Raw genomic sequence first — 19,096 nt, 5'->3', positions numbered from 1 at the left:
GTCTCGGTGTAGACTCCCATTAACTTTGTTTATTTAGTATCTAATTAATCATTGGAACGACTTTTCATCCCATTTTAAACTCAAATCTCAAAAGTTATCGGAGGTTAAGTTATGTGGATAGATGATGGCGTATCAATATGGATGTGCGACCGGTGCGGCATGTCTTGGTGTGAATGCTGTAATGAATGCGGAATGCCACATAGCGACTGCGACTGTCCTGTCCTGTCCTGGTTACTATAAGTGTAATGACGAATTAGATTAAAACTTTAATTTTATTTAGTTTTCAATATTTAAAAATGACCGAAGGACTTCGGTCATTTTGCTTCCTTTGTATCCAAATCAAACTCTAATTGATCAACAACCCCAAAAACTCGATTAAATTTCTTCATAAATTCACTCCAGCTTTCCGAAGCCTGCATTAATGTTATAACTTTTAAAAGATGTTTCTCTAAGTGTGTGTTACCAATATCTTCAGTTAAAAATTGATGATGTTTATATTTCCGTCTTCCTGCAATCGACGGGTTATTTTTTTGAAGCTCTTCTTTTACACCTGGAGGAAGATGATCGTAAACATATTTATTAGTATAATGACCCACTATACCGGGTCTCTGACCAGAAGCAGTTGGATAATCCCATCCTTTTAGTCTAAACATTTCTTTATAAAATTCATCTGGAAATCTTTTTACCCACGGTAGGAGCTCTTTAGAAATATATTTAGAAAGCAACTTTTGGAGCTCATTTCGGTCTCTATCTGCTTGATACCCCGTTGCTTCATCCACAAGTGCAACTATGCCTAGTTTTGATAAACTTCGGACAAGAATCTCACTTGCAATAGCTAAGTTCTCTTGTTGCTTTGTCAGAACCTTGTCCATCCTTGCTGTTAGATAAACATCACACATTAAAGGAATTAATTCAGCTTTATAGCCTTCAACCAATCTGCCATTTTGCGCTTTATATACAACAGGGTTAAGCAATAAATCCCTTACTTCACCATTGATATATTTAGTAAGATTGTTCGCATCAATAAAGCTTGGCAACTTTGGCATATCGGCAACCCGTATTTCTCCTTTTTTTCTTCCTCTTTTAGTTCGTCCAAAAGCTTTAAAAACTGCGTTTCTAGAAATGATTCTAGAGCCGTCTTCTAAAACAGCACACGTTAATTCTTTTTCCCCGATATTTAATTTTCCGAAATGAGTTGCTGTTAAAATCTTTGTTTCATTTGTCATGATATCTCTCCTTTATATCTAAAATTAGCATTTTCGACATAACTTCAATAGCGTCCTTACTCATTCCTGAAATCTTTAAAATTGCTAAACGATACCTTGAAAAAAGAAACCCTATTTTCTCCAACATTCTGTGAGCTGTGTTTTTATTTACTTTTATTATGGACCCTAGTTTTCTATACGTTAACTTGTTATCGTTTAAATATAGATGTAAAGCAATTAGCCATTTTCTTAAATCAATCTTAGATTTATGCATAATAGTATTCACTGTCAAACTAAAATTTGCATTACATGTATTACAGTGGAATCTGAACTTGTTTTTTAATTGTGTATTCCGTATAGAACTACAATATGGGCAAACAATGTTTTTTGACCACCTTAATTTTAGAAGGTACTCTTTATAACTAATATCATTTGGGAAATGGAAGTATAAATTTGTAATCATATACCTTTTTCTCCCTCGTTTACTTCATATTAGCATATAGTCTGTTTATAAAACACTGCCATTAAGTAGGTCAATATTATTGAATTTCAAAAAATTCAATAATCATAAACACTTTTTAAAAGCGTCTAGAAACTTTTTAACTTTTATATCGTTGTAGGTGTTTCATAAAAAGTGTTTATTTCTAAATTTGGAGGTGAAATAATGGGTCGGAAATCAAAAGACAAAGAAAAAATGTTATGCGCTGCATGTCAAAAAGAAACAGACAAAGATTCTGGCTTTTATAATTCTCGCAGCAAGCTTTACGAAAAAATAGGAAAAGTACCCATTTGCAAATCTTGTCTCAAGAAAAATATAGATTACAACGACATGGACTCTGTATATACTGTCTTACAGCAAATCGATGTCAAATTTGATCCTTTATACTGGGAGCAAGCTGTTCAAAGAAAAACTGACACATTTAGCGCATATATGACAATGGCAAATTCCCTAAAGCAGTTTAATAGAACTGGTTGGAAGGACAGTATTTTAGAACAACAACAAGAAAAAGCTATTGCTGCCGAAGCTCAGCGTGATTCAGTAGAACAAGTCTCAGATGAAATAATTGATAAATGGGGAATTGGTTATACACCCGATGAATACCACCAGTTTGAAAGGAAGTACAACAAACTCATTCGAAATTATGGAGAAAAAACCGCTCTCCATACTGAGGGATTACTCTCCTATATTCGCTTCCGTGTCAAAGAGGAATTAGCTACAGCTAAGGGTGAAGTAAAGGAAGCTAAAGAGTGGGGTCAAATGGCTTCAAAAGCAGCTACTGACGCAAAGATCAACGTTTCTCAGTTGAGCAAAAGCGATATTAGTGGCGGTGTGGATGTGCTGTCACAACTTTTCGAAGCAGTTGAAACTGAATTAGGTATCATCCCTCTCCTTCCCCGCCTAACCGCTCAACCTTACGATGATGCTGATTTAATCATTTGGGCCATAATCAATTATTACAGAAGACTAGAGGATAAAGAAAAAGTAGCTTATAAAGACATATATCATTTTTACGATGAGATGCTCGAAGAAGATTTCAAATCAAAGGGGCTAACTACAGAGGAAATTGAAAACTTGAAAAAAGCACGAAACAACGTTTTCCGTGACTTAGAAGATGTGTATAAAGAGCCACTTTACGACACTGGGGATGAAGAATAATGGCAAGCTACAAAAACTTCACCTCTAAGAACAATAAACATACAAAAAATCGAACAGATATTTATGAATCCTCATTTGAAACTCCAGTAAATCCCAATGATAGCTCTAACTTAATACAGAAAAACATTTCAAAATGGGCAGAATTCACCTCCTTCATTCGTTTTTATCCTGATATTTTTTATGACATGTTAAAACCCGAAGTTGGTGGAATTGAACTTGATTTATACCAAAGAGTTATGATGAGAACCCTAAGTCGCTTCCCTCAAAATTACTTCTGTATTCCTCGCGGCGGATCAAAAACCCTCACTCAAATCATGGTTGCGTACCATACAGCAATCTGCTTCCCAAATGTCACATTAGCAATAACCGCTTCAACCAAAGAATCTGCGGTTAAAATTTGGAAAGAAAAACATGATGAAATTTTAAGGTTCTATCCTTCTATTGCAGATGAAATCAAAAGCGAAAGTTTTTCCAAAGATACTGGAAGAGTTGAATTTCAAAATGGCGCAATTATCGATAACCTAGCCAACGCTCAATCTTCAAAGGGATTACGAAGAAGACGTGGCTCTCTTGAAGAATCTGCCTTAATCGATAAGGATCTCTATGATGATGCCATTGAACCAATATTCAATATTCCACGAACTACAATGACTGGTGAAATTGATCCTGCAGAATTAAATGGCCAAATAAACCGTTTTTCAACATCAGGATACAAAAACTCTGATGAATACGAAAAGATTCTTACTATGGTTAAAGAAACTGGTGACTTGAAAGGCTCCTTTGTGTTTGGATCAGATTGGAGAATTCCTATCCACTTTGGTCGTCAAAAAATGTCCACGATTAATAAAGCCAGACAAGGAAACGTTACCCGCTTTCGACAAAACTACCTTTGTGATTGGATTGGTGCAAGTGACGGAGCTTTAATCAACATCAGTAAATTAATTAAAGCCAGAACTATTACACAACCAGAGCTATCTTGTCCTCGGGATAAAAACAAAAACTTTTTGCTTAATGAGTATGTTATTGGTGTAGACGTTGCACGTTCTGCAGCTGAGTCAAACAACAAAACGGCTATTATTGTTTTAAAAATTATTAGGAATAGTAACAACCTTATTAGACAAGTTCAAGTAGTTAATATCATTGAACCACCTAATGGATTAAGCTTTAAGGAACAATCCATCATGGTGAAAAGAGTCTTTAAAAATTATGGTGGAAACCAAGACCTCTCACTCTCTAGAGTCAAAGCTGTTGTTGTTGATGGTAATGGAGTCGGCGGTGGATTAATCGACCGATTATTAGAAGATGTTACTGATCCTGAAACAAATGAAGAGCTTGGATGTTGGGCTACAATTAACACTGATCAAAAACCAGACGTGCCTAATTCACCTGAAGTCGTTTACAACCTAAAATCACAAGGTATAAACCAGGATATTATCACCCAGTTTTTAGACTATGTTGAATCGGGGAAGTTAAAGTTACTCAAAGCTTTCGAAGATATCAAAAACCAAAAAGACATTGCAGACGATGTTATGGTTGAAGCAGCATGTATCCAAACTCAGTTGTTTATTGACGAAGTGGCCAACCTACGGATCAAGAAAAACCAAAATTCTTTTACTGTAGAACAGGTTGTAAAACGTATCGATAAAGACAGATACAGTGCGATTGCTTACGCCTTATATTACATTGCTCAATTTTTAGAGAAAGAGGAATCCGATGAAGAGTATTCATTTGGGTTCTTTTTTAATTGAATTTTTTAATCAGGAGGTGAAAAATGGATACTCAAAAAGAGCTGTCTTATGAATATAATACTGATTTATCAAACCTGGATTCGCTATTCTTTAATACCTCAAATACTTCCGTTTCATATGATCGAGTGAAAACTTGGCTTAATAATCACAATCTTTATAACAAACAAATCCGAAATGCCTCAAAATTTCTTTATAATTCAAATGGTATTTACAGGAATGTAATTGACTACATGGTTTCTCTCCCTACCCTAGACAGAGTTGTCTACGGGAACTCAATTGATCATAGTCAATTAAAATTGGACAAACGAACATATGGAATCGCATTAAGAAAAATAAATGACAAAAATATTGTTCGAGATTCACTTAGAAAATTAAGTCTTTACGGCACATCTTTCCATTATTTCGAATCAGTTGCAGCTGACAACTTTCCTAAAACACTTAGTGATTATGAAGTTGATTCAATATCTGAAATCAACGATACAAAAGAGTTCAATTGTTCTATCCTCCCTCTCCCTATCGATTACTGCAAAATTGTCGGGAGAAAAAATTCTTCATATTTGGTGGCTTTTGATGTATCCTACTTTGATCAATTTACAAGCAAAGGGAGATCTTTAAAACTTAAAAGGTGGCCAAAGGAATTTAGACAAGGTTATGTTGAGTATAAAAAAGATCTCAATAAACGTTGGCTCGTATTAGACAACAATAAGACGATCACCGTTAAAGGCAGCGCTGATTTGGAAGATCAATGGGGACGACCGATTGGACTAGCTGCATTTGTTGATATGGTTTATGACGATTATTTTGTTGATACAAAAAGAAACATTCTTGATGATTTGAACAGTACATTAATTTATCAAACATTACCTGAAGGTGAAAAGAAAGGTGTATCTTCTTTAACACAAAAGCAACAAGAACAACAGCACAACAGTATCAAAAATGCCTTAGTTTCTAAAGGCGCTGTCAAAGGGATAAAATTCTTCTCTTTGGCCTCAGGTACTAAGCTAGACAAGCTTGAGACTAACGTTGATTTCCTTAAAGTCAAAGGTGAAGATGAATTAATAAAACGAATATCAACTAACTTAGGTTTTGCAGGTTCAGCGTTAAATGGTCAAGACGGAAATTATTCCTCTCAATCTACAAACATCGAAATGGTGTCCTCACAAATTTTCTCCTGGTTAGAACAGATCTCTAGTGAGTTTAACAAAGTCATTAATGCAAATATCATTAAAAATCCCAAGTCTTATGTTGAAGTTTACTATCTCCCCCTTACCCACGTTAACCGTAAAGAAAAAGTCCAAAATATGAAGGACTTGTACACGAGTGGTCGAGGAAGTTTAACTGCGTGGATAGCAGCTACTGGCTGGAATCCTGATGCCTACTTGTCATTAATGGAATATGAAAAAGAAGAAGGATTCGATGAGAAGTTCCCTGTTCATGCAACTTCCTACACTATGAGTAAGAATGATAAGTCTGCTGGTCGTCCTGAAGACGATAGTTCTCAAAACGAGAACACCATTAAGTCCAAAACAAATAACAGTAACGGTACGCCCTCTGGCTCATGAAGGGAGGTGAATTAATATTTGAGAAGTGCAATCTTAGAGATTAATAATCAACGAAAAGTAAGTGGACGAACCTTTGTAAAGTGGGTTGTTCTTGAAATACATGAAAACAATGCCCAATACAATAAAAACGGTATTACCTGGATCGAAAAACACGTTAATGCAAACTTAAATTCCATTAAGGATATGCCGCTGTGTGTAGAATTTATTGATTGTGAAAACAGTGAACCATTTGGCCATGGTATGACAGAAATTAAAGATGGGACTCCCCTGTTTGAAAACAGCACTGTAGTTGGTGTTACAACCAATGGATATATCGACACTATAGAAGTAAATGGTCAACAAAAAAGAGTGTTAATTGGTGAAGGTTTTATTTACAACCAAAGGTACCCTAAGTTTGTACAATGGCTTAAATCGAAAATGTTTGATGGCGAATTCCCTGAGACCTCAGTAGAAATTTCTGCAGTTGAAGGCAGCTCTTCAATTGAGTATGACGGTGGGTATAAAGAAAAAGGTCGTATACCTATGAGATTTGATTTCACCGGCGACGCAATTCTCGGAATTGATCCAGCTGATGATGCTGCTGTCTTACTGGAACTAAATAATAACCACAAGGAGGAACAGTCGATGGCAAAAACACAAGATGAAGCATTAGTTGAATTGAATAATAAGCTAAACATTGAGAATAAAGCACTTGAAACAAAAGTGGCTGAACTTAATGAGGCGCTTAAGAAAAAAGATGAGGAGTTAAATGCTGCAGTAAAAGCAGCTAAAGATGAGAAAGCAAAAGTTGAGGAGAAAGAAAAAGAAATCAAAAAAGCAAAAGAAGAAAAAGAAAAAGCTGATACCGAATTGAATTCACTGAAAGAATTCAAACAAAACGCAGAAAACGAAAAGCTAAAAAGTGAACTAAATCAAGATCTCAATAAATATACAGAGAAAGAAAAATCGGTCGCGAAAGAAAAAATCGAACTCTTCTCCAAATCTCCTTCTCTTGAGCTAAAGACACAAATTCTCTCGGAAATTAACTCTTCAATTGCTCAATCATTTATTGCACAACGTCAAAAGAATCAATCAACTGAAACAAATAGCACTATTGATAAAAATATTTATTCAGAAATTAATGATGCTGCACAAGAAAGCTCAGTATCTATTGATGATCTCTATTAAGATAAAATAATAACACTTTTATAGAAATGAGGAATTTATATGTTCAAGTTTGGAACTATTGGTGCCTTCAAACAGGTGCGAAATAACCCGCGTTGTAAAGCAACGAAAGATTTAGTGCCTGGCTTGGTTGTGTTACCAGATGACTCTACTGGCCTGGCGCCTACCCCTGCCGATGCTACAGCAGCAAAGGGCGACATTTATGTTGTTGGCAATATCATTGATAAACCTGAGGTTAGAAACAAAGCTGATTTTAAAGTATTGAAAGATGAATACGTTCGTGCTTTCCGTGTAACTGATTTGGCTGACCTACCAGTTGAGTTGAGTCAAGATACAGTTCAAGGTTTTGATGCCCTCATTGCGGGAGATGTTATTGTCCCAGCAGGTGATGGAACTGGTCAATGGACTAAAGCTGGAGAAGATGTTGCTGATTACAAAGTTAAGCTTAAAGTTCTTGAAAAAACTACATTCGGTGGTAAAGGGCTGTACTTAAAAGTACAAGCCTAATCCCTAACTTTTGGAGGTAAAACTAATGAAAATTGAACTTAATAACGTAAAACGGGACTCAGATGTGTTTGCTAATCCCAAGTTAAATTCAAAGTCACCTATTATTGAGATCTTCTCTGCAATTGCAACAGGAAAAGATATTTCTAAATTCGGCAATAAAGCCGATACAGTTATGAAACATGTCAAAGATTTAGCAGCTCAAGCTGTACTAGGTAACCCCTTAGCAAAAGCTGAAATAAATACAATTGTTAGATTGGCAATTGAGCCAAAACTTATTTCAGCTGTTAAGCTATTCGATTTCATGGGAACCTTTAGACAAATCGGTTATGATCAACAACCAATGATGACTACATATGCACACGAATCAATTAGAAGTGGTTTCCAAGCTTCTCGTGGAGATGTTCCATTTGCTACTACAACTTGGAACGAATACCCTATTGGAACACAGACGATTTCAGCAGGCTATGCAGTTAATTACCGTGAAATTCAAAGTGGAAACCTTGATAAAGTTGCTGAAGGTATGGAACAAGTTCAAACCGATATGATGAATAAAGCTATGTATTATGTCGTAAAAGAAATGTACAACGCCATTAAAGCAGCTACCGGCGTTAAATATTTCTCCGAAAATGCTGGTATTCAAAAATCCGCAGTTGATGACACTATTAAGAAGGTTCGTAGATTCGGTCAACCATCTATCGTTGGTGATTATTCTGTTGTTTCTCAGTTAAATGATTTTGCTGGATTCCAAGCAGTCGCCGGTGATGCGACTAGTACAAAATTGCCTGAATCAGTAATGGATGAAATTCGCAAAACAGGTTTACTGAGTACTTACAAAGGTTCTTCTGTTGTTGAATTACCTAATGCATACAACCTCACTGAGCTTAACAAGACTGGTGATAACTTCAAAACTTACCTTCCTGAAGGTCTTCTATTCTTCATTCCTCAAGGTGCAAAGTCACCTCTTCAAGTATTCCAACGTGGTGGATTAACTTCTATGACAGGTAACGATATCGTGTCTGGTACAGAAATTACACGATTTGACATGGAAATCGGTGCTGGTGTAGCTAAAGGGCAAGAATATCAAATCGGCTTAATCCGTGATGAAAATTTCGAAATCACACCTGAATAAAATCTTTATGGAGGGCGTTGTCCCTCCTAAGTAAAATTATGGAGGGAATTATGTCAATTAATTTAGATAAGAAAATTGCTATTAAAAATTTATGTTCGTGGGACTTATATTTCAAAAAATTAGAAAGCCATGGAGATTTCCGTTTACCTGCTAATGGTATTCGTCAAATTACAGTTGGTGAAGTTCAGTCTCAAGTTTTTGATAATGTGAAAATGTTTGTAGGCACAGATGGGCAAGGGTCTCATGCGAAAATTTTCATTGATGATAAAGAAACTAGGGTTCACCTTGGGTTTGAGGCTGCTGAAAATGACAGTGAGCAAGAAGTGATCACACCTGAAAGAATTAAGCAAATTTTAGCTTATAAAACCCAGAAAACATTTGAAGAAAATGTAATTAAAGATATCAAACTAGAATCCGAAAAAGCTCAGTTATTTGAAATTGCAAAGAAAGAAAAAGTAAATGATTATAAAAAGATCAAGTTTATCGAAGAGTTTACTGGTTTTAAGTTTGATACAGAATCATAAGGAGTGATTTGATGACCCCTTATGAAAAAATCATCAATGTTTTTCATTCTTTGTTTCAATCGAATGAAGTATTGCCGGAGGGTCTTGAAAAACAGTTTCTGATTAATGCTATTAGCGATTACGAAACAGATCTCACAGATCTTGGTTTTCATGAAGAAACTAATACGTTTGATGTCTCACTTTCAAGAGCTCAAACCCAATTACTCGGAATGCTTATGTACAGAGGATATTTAGGCAGATACAGAGATAGAGCTCTCAAGTTAAATAACGTAATTGGACGAGATATTCAATTAACAGGCTTAGCAAATACAAAAGCACAAGTAAATAGAGCATATGAGAGCTTGTGTGATGATATTGATCAAAAAATAAGTAAGCTTAAAACCAATAATTTCGAGTGAGGTGCTTAGATGTCAATAGATTGGTACCTTTCTTCCTCCTCGAATTATTTAAGTGGCTGGGAAAACGATGAATTTAATACAAACAAATATGAAATATTTAAAGAAATTCTTGCGAATTCACCCGAAACATATGATATTGAGCTCAATCATAAGTCTCAACAGGTAATTATCCAAACAACCCAAGACAGTGAAACTAAGAAAGTTCTTACCGTTTTAGGATTGCTTAATCGAGGCGACTTGATTAAATATGATGATAGTTTTTGGATTGTTAATTCAAGACCTACAGACAATAAAATGAACGATAGTGCTACTATGAGACTTTGTAACACCTCATTTTTTCTAACCTCAGAAGACAAGTTAGTCGATACTGGCAAAATTAACGAAATCACCGGTAAGCCAATTTATGAAAAAGTACCTGGTGAAAAAACTGAAGTACCCTGCATATTCGAAAGGACAACTTCAATAAATGGCACTGAATTGGCTGTGAATTTTCCAGATGGTCAAGCAAACATTACAATTCCTTATCTTGTACATGAAAAATTGAAAATCGGACTTACCCTCACCTTCTTTGGCGAAGATTATCAAGTCGATGATATAGACTTTTCAAAAGTTTATGGAGACCACGGAACAATAAAATTGGTTGCCAAAAAGAAAGTTGGTGAAAAGACATGAGCATGACTGTTGAACAGATGACAAAAGTCTTCAGATTAGTTATGGATGATGTTGAACTGAATCGGCTCTTGTATTACAAAACTGATCCTCTCTCCCCTTCTCATCCAGATGTTCAATCACTCGAAAATTATTATGACTCCACAAATGACTCTCCCGCTATAATCAATACCATATTCAAGCGAGCACCTAAAACAGATGATCTTTCGGATTCACCATTATGCAGGATGTGTGTTTATTTAGGGAATGCATTGCCTAAGCCGACAAATCAAAGCTTTATGTTATTAAATCAAGATTTGATGATCGATGTATACACACACATTAATACATTTGAGATATCTGAGTATCGAAGTTTGAAAATCATCGACAGGGTTTCAAAATTGTTTTTCAATAAAAATATTGCTGGTTTTGGTGTCACAGTAGATTATAGACGTTTGCTTATTAGTAATCCTCCTGACGGATACCTGGGTTACAAGATGATCTTTACTTTTGGAGCAAGCAAATGAATGAGTTAAAGGATTTCTTTTTCTTGGGAAAACCGATCCAGACTGAAATAGGTGAGATTGATTTCATCCGCTTAAAAGATTATCCTCTCTACACCAAAGAACTAAGCATGTTGAGGATGAATAAGAAAAGTCTCATTAAAGAATATTCGAGGTTTAATGAGGATGGCTCGCTTGACCCATTTATTATTGAAATGAAAAAGAGAGATCTTTATGAAATTGTGCATTCGGTACTCCCTGATTTTCACGATGCTTATTTCAAAGTTTTCTCAAAAATATTGATAAACAAGGATTCCCTATCGTTGATCGGAAAACATAATTTTCCCCGTCTCAGAAAACTAATACTAGACATGCATTGTATCACTGAAGACAAGGTCGTTGACAATGATGAACTTCAGGAGTTCCACGATATAAGTAAATCACTCAAGCAACAAGATTCTCAAAGTGATTTAAAGGATATAGTAAGCTGTGTTGCTGCATTTAACGGATACACATATGAAGAAATATCTGAAATGACGATGTATCAACTATATTTGTCGTTCTACAGGATGGCTGAAGTAATGAATTATAACACAACCACACTTTTTGCTACTGTCTCTCCTGATGTAAAAGTGAGTGATTGGAGCAGTCACATTAATCTTTACAAGGAAGAGTCTTATCACCTGAGCACTAAAGATGCTAAAAATATCGAGCAATTATTCGGAGGCTAATTAACTTTAGTCTCTTTTTATTTTTATTTAGGAGGAAACAATTTGGCAAAACAAACAGTAATCCATGAAGTTGGAAAAATTACAGCTAAACGTCTGAGCGATAATAAGATTATTGCTTCCGGTGTTACACAAATGACCCAGTTTTCCCAACAAGTTCAACAAGACTTTTTAAAAGGCGGATGGGGTAACCGAGACCTGTATGTTATTAATTCAAGCAAAGAAGTTTCGGGTAATGTGCGAAATGCTTTCTTCGATCTTGATTTCATGGCAATGCAGCAAGGCGTAAAAATTGAAAACGAAACAATTTCTGTGTGGGAAGATGAAAGCTTAACTGTTAGTGATACTGGTACAGTTACCCTTTCTTATCTCCCATTGTCTAAAGTTTCATTAACTAACGAAGATGGAGATCAAATTGAAGTTGACGCTGCATCTAAAACAGTTACTGTACCTGATACTTTTGCAACCAAGGGCGAAGCTTTAACAGTTCATTATCAAATTGAAGTTGAAGCCGAGACTGTTGAAATTAACGGTGAAAAATTCTCTGAGAATTACTACTTTGAAATTCACACAATTGAATACGATCCTAAGACTTCAAAAATCTACAGTGATCTGTATATTCAGCTCCCTAAAGTAAACTTCTCTGGTGAAGCAGACATGTCGTTTGAAGCAGGAAATGCATATACTCCGGAAATTGGCTATCGAGCCCTCGCTGATAATAACGGCAAAATCGGTAACTTTGCTCGTGTAAAACGTAAAGCTGATGGAACAAAGGGTGTTGTCACTACTGATGAAGGAACTGGTGGAACTAGTTCAACTCAAAGCTCAGATCTTGGCGGAACAACTGAATAATTAAGGAGGCGTTTATTATTGCTTTTTTAAACCAGGACGGTGATAAATACACCTCTGCAAAAGATGATGGGACAGGTAATCCCATAACAGCTGTATCAATTGAACGTTCCACTGTCCCTTTGGAGGTTGGTTTTAATAATGACCGGCCTCTTAATGTTAATGTGGCAAACACAGCACTTGATGTAAATGTAACTAATACAGCCTCTGTTCCTGTTTTGGTTAAAAACACTGCAGCAATTAAAACTCAAGTTCAAAAATCTTATTCTGAATTTGTCGTTACTGATGCTGACACTGTAGCTACAGGTGCAACTAAGTCTTATACAGTTGATCTAATTGATTCACTTGGTGTTTTCAGAACTTATGGTGTTGCTATGTATACAACTCAAACAGACAGCTCAAACAGCAAAGTTTTAGCAAGTATTTATTCCGTACCGAAAAACATCCCATTTTATTCTGCAACTACATCAGGTAACGATAATTCTGTTCTATTCAACAGCATTGCCTTTGTTCAGAATTACCCATTGCAAAAACAATTAACTTTCACTGCTCCCAAAATACATCTGACAGTTAAAGCAGCCGCGACAGTTGATCTAACTGGGTTAAAAATCGTTGTTTGGGGGATGGAATAATGACATTTGATGAAGTATGTGGCCTGTTCAAACAATTTGATGGACTAGAACAAAAATTCCTATTACTATCAGATGGTTCTTATATCAGTGTTGATGATTTCAAGCAACGCTTTGAAGGCGACTTCAATGAGTACGAACCTTTAAGTTCGCTTCAGTCATCCCCTTCTTCTACCCCAGCTTGGGATGGTATATGGAATAAGCTACAAGAGGATGGGCTTTTTGAATAAGTCCTCCCCTCTTGTTTTTCTAGATAAAAGACAGTTTTTATTCAAATTAAGGAGGTGGAGTTGTTGACAGAAACGACTGAAAATGTCGTAATCACGATTCCAGACAAAACTTCATTTACATTTCACGAAGCCGCAACTTCCCCATCTGAAGGTGAAGAATTTGTAGTGGGTCATTTTCGGGAACTTACTGTTAAGATCTCTGGTTCCTCAACTTCACGAGAAATAAAGTTTTATGCAGTTGATGAAAATGGCGAAAAAACTGCACTTAGTGGCACCAATAAAACAGATTTCCAACTTGGAAGCAGTACTTTAAATACTAATGAGTATTGGGACTTTGACATTGTTGGATTGTTTAAAGTTATGTTCGAAGTTGTTTCTGTTACAGGTGATGTGACTGTTAAAGGGATTGCGGTGAGTTAAGATGAGTAGTAGTAGATACGTTGGACAACTCAAACAAAACAATATTCAGATCAACTCATTAAGGGAATCTAATGACAGAGCTGAAAAACATATGCTTGAGCACGAACAAACTTTAACAGAAAAAACAAATTTATTTATGGAGTATCAACAGAATGAGCTTAAGAAACATACTGTTGATAAGTCTAATCCTCATTTAGTTACCAAAGAGCAGGTTGGTTTGGGCAATGTTTTAAATAATGTCCAAGCAACTAAAGAGGAATTTGACGAGCACCTAAACGATACTCTCAACCCCCATTCTGTAACTAAAAGCCAAGTTGGTTTAGCAAATGTCCTGAATGAAAAACAAGCAACTAAAACTGAATTTGATCAACATGCTCAAGATACAATTATTCATATAACAGCAGCCGAAAGAACCACTTGGAATGCAGCTGAAAGTAATTCCAAAAAGTATACTGACGCACATTCTCAGAACACAAACAATCCTCATAAAGTAACTGCAATTCAGGTCGGGTTAGGAAACCTTACGAATGATAAACAAGCGACAAAATTAGAATTTGATGCACACACAAAAGATAATGAGCGCCATATCACCAATACCGAAAGAAACAAATGGAATTCGGCTCAATTAACAAAAATATCAGGTGACGATGGGCAACCACTAGTTTCTATAACGAGCGACTTTCATTCTGAACTTTTGAATTCCCCTACTTTAACATATTTCGGATATGATAAGGCTGCCCTAGAGGCACCTCCAAGTAATGGGCGAGGATTTTGGACATGTAGTGCTGATAAACTTTATGGTCAAGCCATTGTTCTGACTAATGATAATAAGACTTACAGAAAATCATTGATAAACGGAGCATGGTCAAGCTGGGAACGATTGATAAGTAGCAGTGAAATTGATAATGTGCCTTGGTTAAGCGTTACATATAAAAATGGCGCAAAGACAGGCTCAAGGCCACTTCAATATCGTAAAGTAGCTGGGACTTTGCAGCTTAGTGGGCACGTTGTAACAAACCGAGATGTAGTATTTGCTTCTATTCCAACTGAATTTTCTCCAACACAAGGTGCTGTTAAGTCTGTTGAAGTGAGTGGAACTTTCGGCAGAAGTAAATTATTTGTAAACTCTAATGGTGACCTTCAGCTAAGTGGGGTATCAGCTGACAACAGTACTGCAATAACGGGTTACTACATAGATGTAGTTGTTCCGTTGAATTAGGAGGTAAGTCGTGATACAAGTCTATAAATATGACGAAAATTTTATGTTCGTTGAACCCCTAGTTGTAACTGAAATCGATGAAAAGGGAGATTATATTTTTCCCGATAATTGCACTTCTGTTCCATTACCTGACTCTCCCTCCTATTACCTTCCACGATTTGATTTATCAAAACAAGTTTGGATAGAAACAGCCTCTCAAGAATATATAGAGAGCCTCTCACCGCCCCCTGAAGAACCTTCTGATGTGGAATTACTTGGACAATCACTAGCTGAAGCCAGAATTTTAATTTTAAAACAAAATCGCATAATCTTAAATTTACAAAATGAAGTTAAAAACTTGAAAGATGGGACAACAGCATGAGCAATTTTTGGGTTATAGCCCTAAACAAAAGCTGGGCAACTCTTGATCAGGTTAAAGAAGCTTATTATTACGATGATGTAACTAAGGAAGAACTCAAAGAAGGAGTAGACAATAACTTAATTACTCCTGAGCAATATCAAGAAATTGTTGGGGAAACCTATACTTCAGTTACCTTATCTACAGAATAAACACGTTATCATTGTTTGCTCAAAATGAGGATATTAAGGAGGATATTAAATGGCATCAAAAAAATTGAATTTAAGTTTAATTGAGGAAAGTGTCAATAAGTACGACAAGAAAGAAAAAGTCCAATTAACCGATGATGTACATGTATTCATCTACCCATACTTTTCTCCTTCTCGGTTAACAAAAATGCTAACTGAAATGATCTCTGATCAACAAAAAGCTGAAGATAAAGGTATTGATTTTAGTAAAATCAACACTGTTCAATGGGTATTCTTTTCAATTGTCAAAGAATTTTCAGATTTAGGGATTCCGAATGACATCAAAAATAAAGTTAAATGGTACCTTAAGCTTGTAGATTCCGAATTCTTCCCTATGATTATTAACAGTTTTCCAAAAGAAAGTATGAAGAAACTTAAAGATGCAACAAAAGCTTTAGAAAAAATCACTGAAGACTTGTTAACTATGAGCCACGAGGAAATCAACAAACTTATTCTAGAAAAGGTAGAAGAAATAGAGACTGGTTCTGGTGAAGTTAGTGGCGAAAACAATTAAAGATATCAAAGCTATGGTTGAACAAGCTGCAATTCAATCAATTCATAAGTCTTCCTCTAATGTGAAACAAATTATGGTGAAAACAGGACAAGAGCACATTGATGAAGATGTTTACGGTGCATATGATCCCCTACTTTATGAACGCACAGGACAAGTTAAAGATGCCTTTATAACCACCAACGAAAGCAATGGGGTGTCATTGGACAATATTAGAGAAGATGATGGAAAAGACATTGCTACAGTTATTGAAACCGGGCAGGGGTATACATACCCTGATTCATATGGATATGGATATGGTAAACCTCGTCCTTTTATGAAGAATACCTCTGAGACCTTAAGAGATGGACGATTAACTGCAGCGCTAAAAAAAGATTTAAAAGCAGACGGTATTAAAACAGACTAATGGCGGTGAATTAATGACCAAACCAATTGAAAAGAATATGCTCAGATCTCGAGCAATAAAACTCCCCGAGATCACGGAGTCAATGTGGGAGCAAGTAGATGAAGAGCACAGAAGCTTGGTTCAAGAGTTTTTAGATGCGCATTCATTTAGAGATAAAACACGAAAACAGTATTACTCCTCCCTCCGCCAATTCTTTTGGTGGGTACATACCTCTCTTAACGGCAAAAAACTTTATAAGATCTCAAAACGTGATTTCATTAGGTATCAAAGTTTCTTAAAAAATCGTGGAATGTCTTCCAGTGGGATTGCATTAAAAAAAGCCGGTGTATCATCATTAAATAATTACATTGAAAATGTTGTTGCAGAAGATGATGAGAATTATGAGAAATTCAGAAACTTCACACGTGGACTCCCGGCTATTCCAAAAACCACAACATATGAAAAAGTAAAAGTTACATATGATGAATATAAACTTATGATGGACGCCCTAAAAGAGGATGAAAATTATTTGGGGATGGCATGGCTTGCCACTGCCTTTAATGTCGGCGGACGGAGAGCAGAACTCATACAGTTAAAAACAGAAATATTAGATTACCCTATTCCAGAGGGGCAGTCATATGTAATGAGTCATAAGGTATTCGGAAAAGGTAAAGGTGAAGGAAAACCACTTGAGTTCATGATTAACACAGAAGCATTGGGGTACCTTCGATTGTGGCATGAAAAACGCCGTTATGATCATGAATACCTCTTCACTACTCAGTATGGCGGAGAGCCTAAACAGATGTCAGAGTCTTGGGCTGATTATTTTTGCTCGGACGTTTTATCAGACATTCTTGGTCGGCGTATTAACCCCCACCTCTTCAAAGCTTCATGCATCACTTATCTCCTAGAAGTTAAGAAAATCAAAATTGAATTGATAAGTAAATATGTAGCTCATCACGAAGATGTCTCAACAACAATCAAACATTATGATTTACGGGATTTTGAAGAAGAAAAGAATCAAATATTTGTTTAGTTAAAATCCCTCTTTTATTCAGAATCAAGATTCCTCGTTTGAGGGATTTTGCTTATGTATAAAACAAAGAATCACTTTTTCCCCTATAAAGACAAAGTGATTTTAAAATTAGCTATTAGGTAAATCCACTTTTGCATTGAGAATTAGAGAAACGTACCCTTGGAAATCTAATTTCCATTAAAATCCTTTACATATTCGTCGATAATATGGAGAGGTGATGAAAATGTTAAATAAAAAAGTACTAAAACACAATCTGGTTGAGATGAATCCCAAAGAATTAATAAAGTTTATCAAGCACGAATTCCCTATTAATGGACAAGATTATCATACACATGCAAGGAAAATCCAAATAATAAAAGCTTTAAGCCCGTCTGAATTATCATCTGCCATTGCAAGGATGGAAGGAATAAAATCGCAATATGATCCATCTAAAACTTGGGGAATTGGAAGTTTGATTTTGGGAACATCGTTTATAGGATTTCAAGTATTATTTGGTGTGAATCTATCAAAAATTACTGAGGGAAACCGATTGAATGCATTAATTTACGTATTAATCACAATCATAATTTGCTTATGGACACTTCGTAATATTTTAAAAGATAAAGAAAATGCTACAACTGCAGATTATCTTAAAGAACTGCTCATTCAGATAAAATCAGAAAAGAACCAATGATTTCACTTTCCATTTATATAGTTCTCCATGACTGGAAACAGTGATATAATGTAGGAAAATGATACCGGCGGTGGTTGAATGGGATATAAGTTAATGGCTTATGGTGGCTATTTTTTATTCTGTCTTTTCTTTTTGCTAATGGATAGCTGGAGAGGCATGGGAATTTGCTTAATAATTGCAGGATTAGCCCTATTAGCACTTGAGCCCTATAAAATTAAAGCCCAAAAAAATATAGATAAACTAAAAGAAAATGCGCAAAAACTTAAGCACTTCGACGGTGGTTTTAATCCAGACAATTTCTTTAATACTTACCAAACTAAAATTGCTTTTAAGGAATCTGAATTCCTTGTGAAAATATATCATCTTAATAGAGATAGAGATGAACATATTGAAGAATACACAATCCCTTTTTCTAATATTATTGAATCCGAAATTGCTTTGGACAATCAAATAATTTCTAAAGTATCAAAATCGGGAATCGTAGCTGGAGGCCTGTTAGCTGGAGGCATTGGAGCTGCACTTGGAGGGTTGTCTGCCTCTTCAATACAAAATGAAATGGTCAAATCCGTCACACTAAAGATTACTGTTGAAGACCTAAGTAAACCTATCCATTACATCGATTTTCTCCCCACACAAGAAGTTGAAGGGTATAATACTCAGGGGTATAAGAAAGATAGCAATATCATTCAACAAGCACTTAAGAATGCAGAATATTGGCATGGTGTTATGGATGTAATTATTAAGAAAGCAAACAAAGTCGCTCAATAACTGAGTGGCTTTTTTCTT

General features: G+C 35.7%; 24 protein-coding genes. 23 read left to right on the top strand and 1 reads right to left on the bottom strand.

The annotated features are described in order from the left end of the window. Nucleotides 1–314 precede the first annotated feature (314 nt). Entirely contained in the window at nt 315–1,226 is a 912-nt protein-coding gene (locus NST56_RS10015) for a P63C domain-containing protein (RefSeq protein WP_339181674.1), read from the bottom strand. Nucleotides 1,227–1,869: 643 nt separating this feature from the next. Here NST56_RS10015 and NST56_RS10010 point away from each other — a divergent pair. The 23 genes from NST56_RS10010 to NST56_RS09900 all read left to right on the top strand — a co-directional run bounded on the left by NST56_RS10010 (nt 1,870) and on the right by NST56_RS09900 (nt 19,078). After that, nucleotides 1,870–2,862, top strand: coding sequence for a hypothetical protein (locus NST56_RS10010; RefSeq protein WP_339181673.1), 993 nt, complete (start codon nt 1,870–1,872; stop codon nt 2,860–2,862). Further along, nucleotides 2,862–4,610 carry a hypothetical protein gene (locus tag NST56_RS10005; RefSeq protein ID WP_032721637.1) on the top strand — a complete coding sequence of 583 codons (1,749 nt, stop codon included), beginning with the start codon at nt 2,862–2,864 and terminating at the stop codon, nt 4,608–4,610. Before NST56_RS10010 ends, NST56_RS10005 begins: the two co-directional genes overlap by 1 nt. A 23-nt stretch (nt 4,611–4,633) precedes the next feature. Then, the gene (locus tag NST56_RS10000) at nt 4,634–6,172 is read left to right on the top strand and encodes a hypothetical protein (protein WP_339181670.1); all 1,539 of its coding nucleotides are present in this window, start codon (nt 4,634–4,636) and stop codon (nt 6,170–6,172) included. Nucleotides 6,173–6,190: 18 nt separating this feature from the next. Continuing rightward, nucleotides 6,191–7,339 (top strand): hypothetical protein, encoded by a 1,149-nt coding sequence (locus NST56_RS09995; protein WP_339181667.1) that lies wholly within the window; start codon nt 6,191–6,193, stop codon nt 7,337–7,339. A 39-nt stretch (nt 7,340–7,378) separates the two neighbouring features. Beyond that, nucleotides 7,379–7,843, top strand: coding sequence for a hypothetical protein (locus tag NST56_RS09990; RefSeq protein ID WP_160243852.1), 465 nt, complete (start codon nt 7,379–7,381; stop codon nt 7,841–7,843). A 25-nt stretch (nt 7,844–7,868) separates the two neighbouring features. Next, nucleotides 7,869–8,972 (top strand): hypothetical protein, encoded by a 1,104-nt coding sequence (locus NST56_RS09985; protein ID WP_339181662.1) that lies wholly within the window; start codon nt 7,869–7,871, stop codon nt 8,970–8,972. A gap of 50 nt (nt 8,973–9,022) precedes the next feature. Further along, nucleotides 9,023–9,496, top strand: coding sequence for a hypothetical protein (locus NST56_RS09980; RefSeq protein ID WP_339181659.1), 474 nt, complete (start codon nt 9,023–9,025; stop codon nt 9,494–9,496). Nucleotides 9,497–9,507: 11 nt separating this feature from the next. Further along, nucleotides 9,508–9,894 (top strand): hypothetical protein, encoded by a 387-nt coding sequence (locus NST56_RS09975; protein WP_119996894.1) that lies wholly within the window; start codon nt 9,508–9,510, stop codon nt 9,892–9,894. 9 nt (nt 9,895–9,903) lie between these two features. Beyond that, entirely contained in the window at nt 9,904–10,566 is a 663-nt protein-coding gene (locus tag NST56_RS09970) for a hypothetical protein (RefSeq protein WP_339181652.1), read from the top strand. Then, on the top strand, nt 10,563–11,069 hold the full coding sequence (locus NST56_RS09965) for a hypothetical protein (protein ID WP_071580916.1): 507 nt from the start codon (nt 10,563–10,565) through the stop codon (nt 11,067–11,069). Before NST56_RS09970 ends, NST56_RS09965 begins: the two co-directional genes overlap by 4 nt. Beyond that, nucleotides 11,066–11,776: a hypothetical protein gene (locus NST56_RS09960; protein WP_339181647.1), complete on the top strand. Its 711-nt coding sequence runs from the start codon at nt 11,066–11,068 to the stop codon at nt 11,774–11,776. Before NST56_RS09965 ends, NST56_RS09960 begins: the two co-directional genes overlap by 4 nt. 42 nt (nt 11,777–11,818) lie before the next feature. After that, a complete protein-coding gene (locus NST56_RS09955; RefSeq protein ID WP_339181644.1) occupies nt 11,819–12,625 on the top strand; it encodes a hypothetical protein in 807 nt (268 codons plus the stop codon). Nucleotides 12,626–12,642: 17 nt separating this feature from the next. Then, complete coding sequence (locus NST56_RS09950) at nt 12,643–13,254, top strand: hypothetical protein (RefSeq protein WP_339182144.1); 612 nt, start codon at nt 12,643–12,645, stop codon at nt 13,252–13,254. Next, the gene (locus NST56_RS09945) at nt 13,254–13,481 is read left to right on the top strand and encodes a hypothetical protein (protein ID WP_339181641.1); all 228 of its coding nucleotides are present in this window, start codon (nt 13,254–13,256) and stop codon (nt 13,479–13,481) included. The genes NST56_RS09950 and NST56_RS09945 overlap by 1 nt, the downstream gene beginning before the upstream one ends. Nucleotides 13,482–13,544: 63 nt before the next feature. Then, entirely contained in the window at nt 13,545–13,901 is a 357-nt protein-coding gene (locus NST56_RS09940; RefSeq protein ID WP_041352947.1) for a hypothetical protein, read from the top strand. Nucleotide 13,902: 1 nt separating this feature from the next. Next, on the top strand, nt 13,903–15,120 hold the full coding sequence (locus NST56_RS09935) for a hypothetical protein (RefSeq protein WP_339181637.1): 1,218 nt from the start codon (nt 13,903–13,905) through the stop codon (nt 15,118–15,120). A 10-nt stretch (nt 15,121–15,130) separates the two neighbouring features. Beyond that, complete coding sequence (locus NST56_RS09930; RefSeq protein ID WP_339181633.1) at nt 15,131–15,481, top strand: hypothetical protein; 351 nt, start codon at nt 15,131–15,133, stop codon at nt 15,479–15,481. Further along, a complete protein-coding gene (locus tag NST56_RS09925; protein ID WP_339181630.1) occupies nt 15,478–15,669 on the top strand; it encodes an XkdX family protein in 192 nt (63 codons plus the stop codon). Before NST56_RS09930 ends, NST56_RS09925 begins: the two co-directional genes overlap by 4 nt. Before the next feature lie 49 nt (nt 15,670–15,718). Next, nucleotides 15,719–16,219: a hypothetical protein gene (locus NST56_RS09920; RefSeq protein ID WP_226466709.1), complete on the top strand. Its 501-nt coding sequence runs from the start codon at nt 15,719–15,721 to the stop codon at nt 16,217–16,219. Beyond that, on the top strand, nt 16,203–16,622 hold the full coding sequence (locus NST56_RS09915) for a hypothetical protein (RefSeq protein ID WP_144484068.1): 420 nt from the start codon (nt 16,203–16,205) through the stop codon (nt 16,620–16,622). The genes NST56_RS09920 and NST56_RS09915 overlap by 17 nt, the downstream gene beginning before the upstream one ends. 13 nt (nt 16,623–16,635) lie before the next feature. Next, nucleotides 16,636–17,637: a site-specific integrase gene (locus NST56_RS09910; RefSeq protein WP_339181624.1), complete on the top strand. Its 1,002-nt coding sequence runs from the start codon at nt 16,636–16,638 to the stop codon at nt 17,635–17,637. Nucleotides 17,638–17,860: 223 nt separating this feature from the next. Next, nucleotides 17,861–18,310, top strand: coding sequence for a hypothetical protein (locus NST56_RS09905; protein WP_339181622.1), 450 nt, complete (start codon nt 17,861–17,863; stop codon nt 18,308–18,310). A gap of 78 nt (nt 18,311–18,388) precedes the next feature. Then, entirely contained in the window at nt 18,389–19,078 is a 690-nt protein-coding gene (locus NST56_RS09900) for an immunity protein (RefSeq protein ID WP_339181619.1), read from the top strand. Nucleotides 19,079–19,096: the final 18 nt, after the last annotated feature.

The sequence above is a fragment of the Bacillus sp. FSL R5-0560 genome, from assembly GCF_037966305.1.
Taxonomy (GTDB): domain Bacteria; phylum Bacillota; class Bacilli; order Bacillales; family Bacillaceae; genus Bacillus; species Bacillus mojavensis.
Note: the sequence above shows the minus strand (reverse complement) of the source record. Positions and strands in the feature narration are given on the sequence as shown.

What these genes read in the sequence shown, in the direction of transcription:
- NST56_RS09985 (WP_339181662.1), top strand. Translation starts at nt 7,869, where the DNA reads ATGAAAATTGAACTTAATAACGTAAAACGGGACTCAGATGTGTTTGCT.
- NST56_RS09945 (WP_339181641.1), top strand. Translation starts at nt 13,254, where the DNA reads ATGACATTTGATGAAGTATGTGGCCTGTTCAAACAATTTGATGGACTA.
- NST56_RS09960 (WP_339181647.1), top strand. Translation starts at nt 11,066, where the DNA reads ATGAATGAGTTAAAGGATTTCTTTTTCTTGGGAAAACCGATCCAGACT.
- NST56_RS09905 (WP_339181622.1), top strand. Translation starts at nt 17,861, where the DNA reads ATGTTAAATAAAAAAGTACTAAAACACAATCTGGTTGAGATGAATCCC.
- NST56_RS09920 (WP_226466709.1), top strand. Translation starts at nt 15,719, where the DNA reads ATGGCATCAAAAAAATTGAATTTAAGTTTAATTGAGGAAAGTGTCAAT.
- NST56_RS10015 (WP_339181674.1), bottom strand. Translation starts at nt 1,226, where the DNA reads ATGACAAATGAAACAAAGATTTTAACAGCAACTCATTTCGGAAAATTA.
- NST56_RS09935 (WP_339181637.1), top strand. Translation starts at nt 13,903, where the DNA reads ATGAGTAGTAGTAGATACGTTGGACAACTCAAACAAAACAATATTCAG.
- NST56_RS09990 (WP_160243852.1), top strand. Translation starts at nt 7,379, where the DNA reads ATGTTCAAGTTTGGAACTATTGGTGCCTTCAAACAGGTGCGAAATAAC.
- NST56_RS10000 (WP_339181670.1), top strand. Translation starts at nt 4,634, where the DNA reads ATGGATACTCAAAAAGAGCTGTCTTATGAATATAATACTGATTTATCA.
- NST56_RS10010 (WP_339181673.1), top strand. Translation starts at nt 1,870, where the DNA reads ATGGGTCGGAAATCAAAAGACAAAGAAAAAATGTTATGCGCTGCATGT.
- NST56_RS09975 (WP_119996894.1), top strand. Translation starts at nt 9,508, where the DNA reads ATGACCCCTTATGAAAAAATCATCAATGTTTTTCATTCTTTGTTTCAA.
- NST56_RS09965 (WP_071580916.1), top strand. Translation starts at nt 10,563, where the DNA reads ATGAGCATGACTGTTGAACAGATGACAAAAGTCTTCAGATTAGTTATG.
- NST56_RS09900 (WP_339181619.1), top strand. Translation starts at nt 18,389, where the DNA reads ATGGGATATAAGTTAATGGCTTATGGTGGCTATTTTTTATTCTGTCTT.
- NST56_RS10005 (WP_032721637.1), top strand. Translation starts at nt 2,862, where the DNA reads ATGGCAAGCTACAAAAACTTCACCTCTAAGAACAATAAACATACAAAA.
- NST56_RS09970 (WP_339181652.1), top strand. Translation starts at nt 9,904, where the DNA reads ATGTCAATAGATTGGTACCTTTCTTCCTCCTCGAATTATTTAAGTGGC.
- NST56_RS09980 (WP_339181659.1), top strand. Translation starts at nt 9,023, where the DNA reads ATGTCAATTAATTTAGATAAGAAAATTGCTATTAAAAATTTATGTTCG.
- NST56_RS09925 (WP_339181630.1), top strand. Translation starts at nt 15,478, where the DNA reads ATGAGCAATTTTTGGGTTATAGCCCTAAACAAAAGCTGGGCAACTCTT.
- NST56_RS09910 (WP_339181624.1), top strand. Translation starts at nt 16,636, where the DNA reads ATGACCAAACCAATTGAAAAGAATATGCTCAGATCTCGAGCAATAAAA.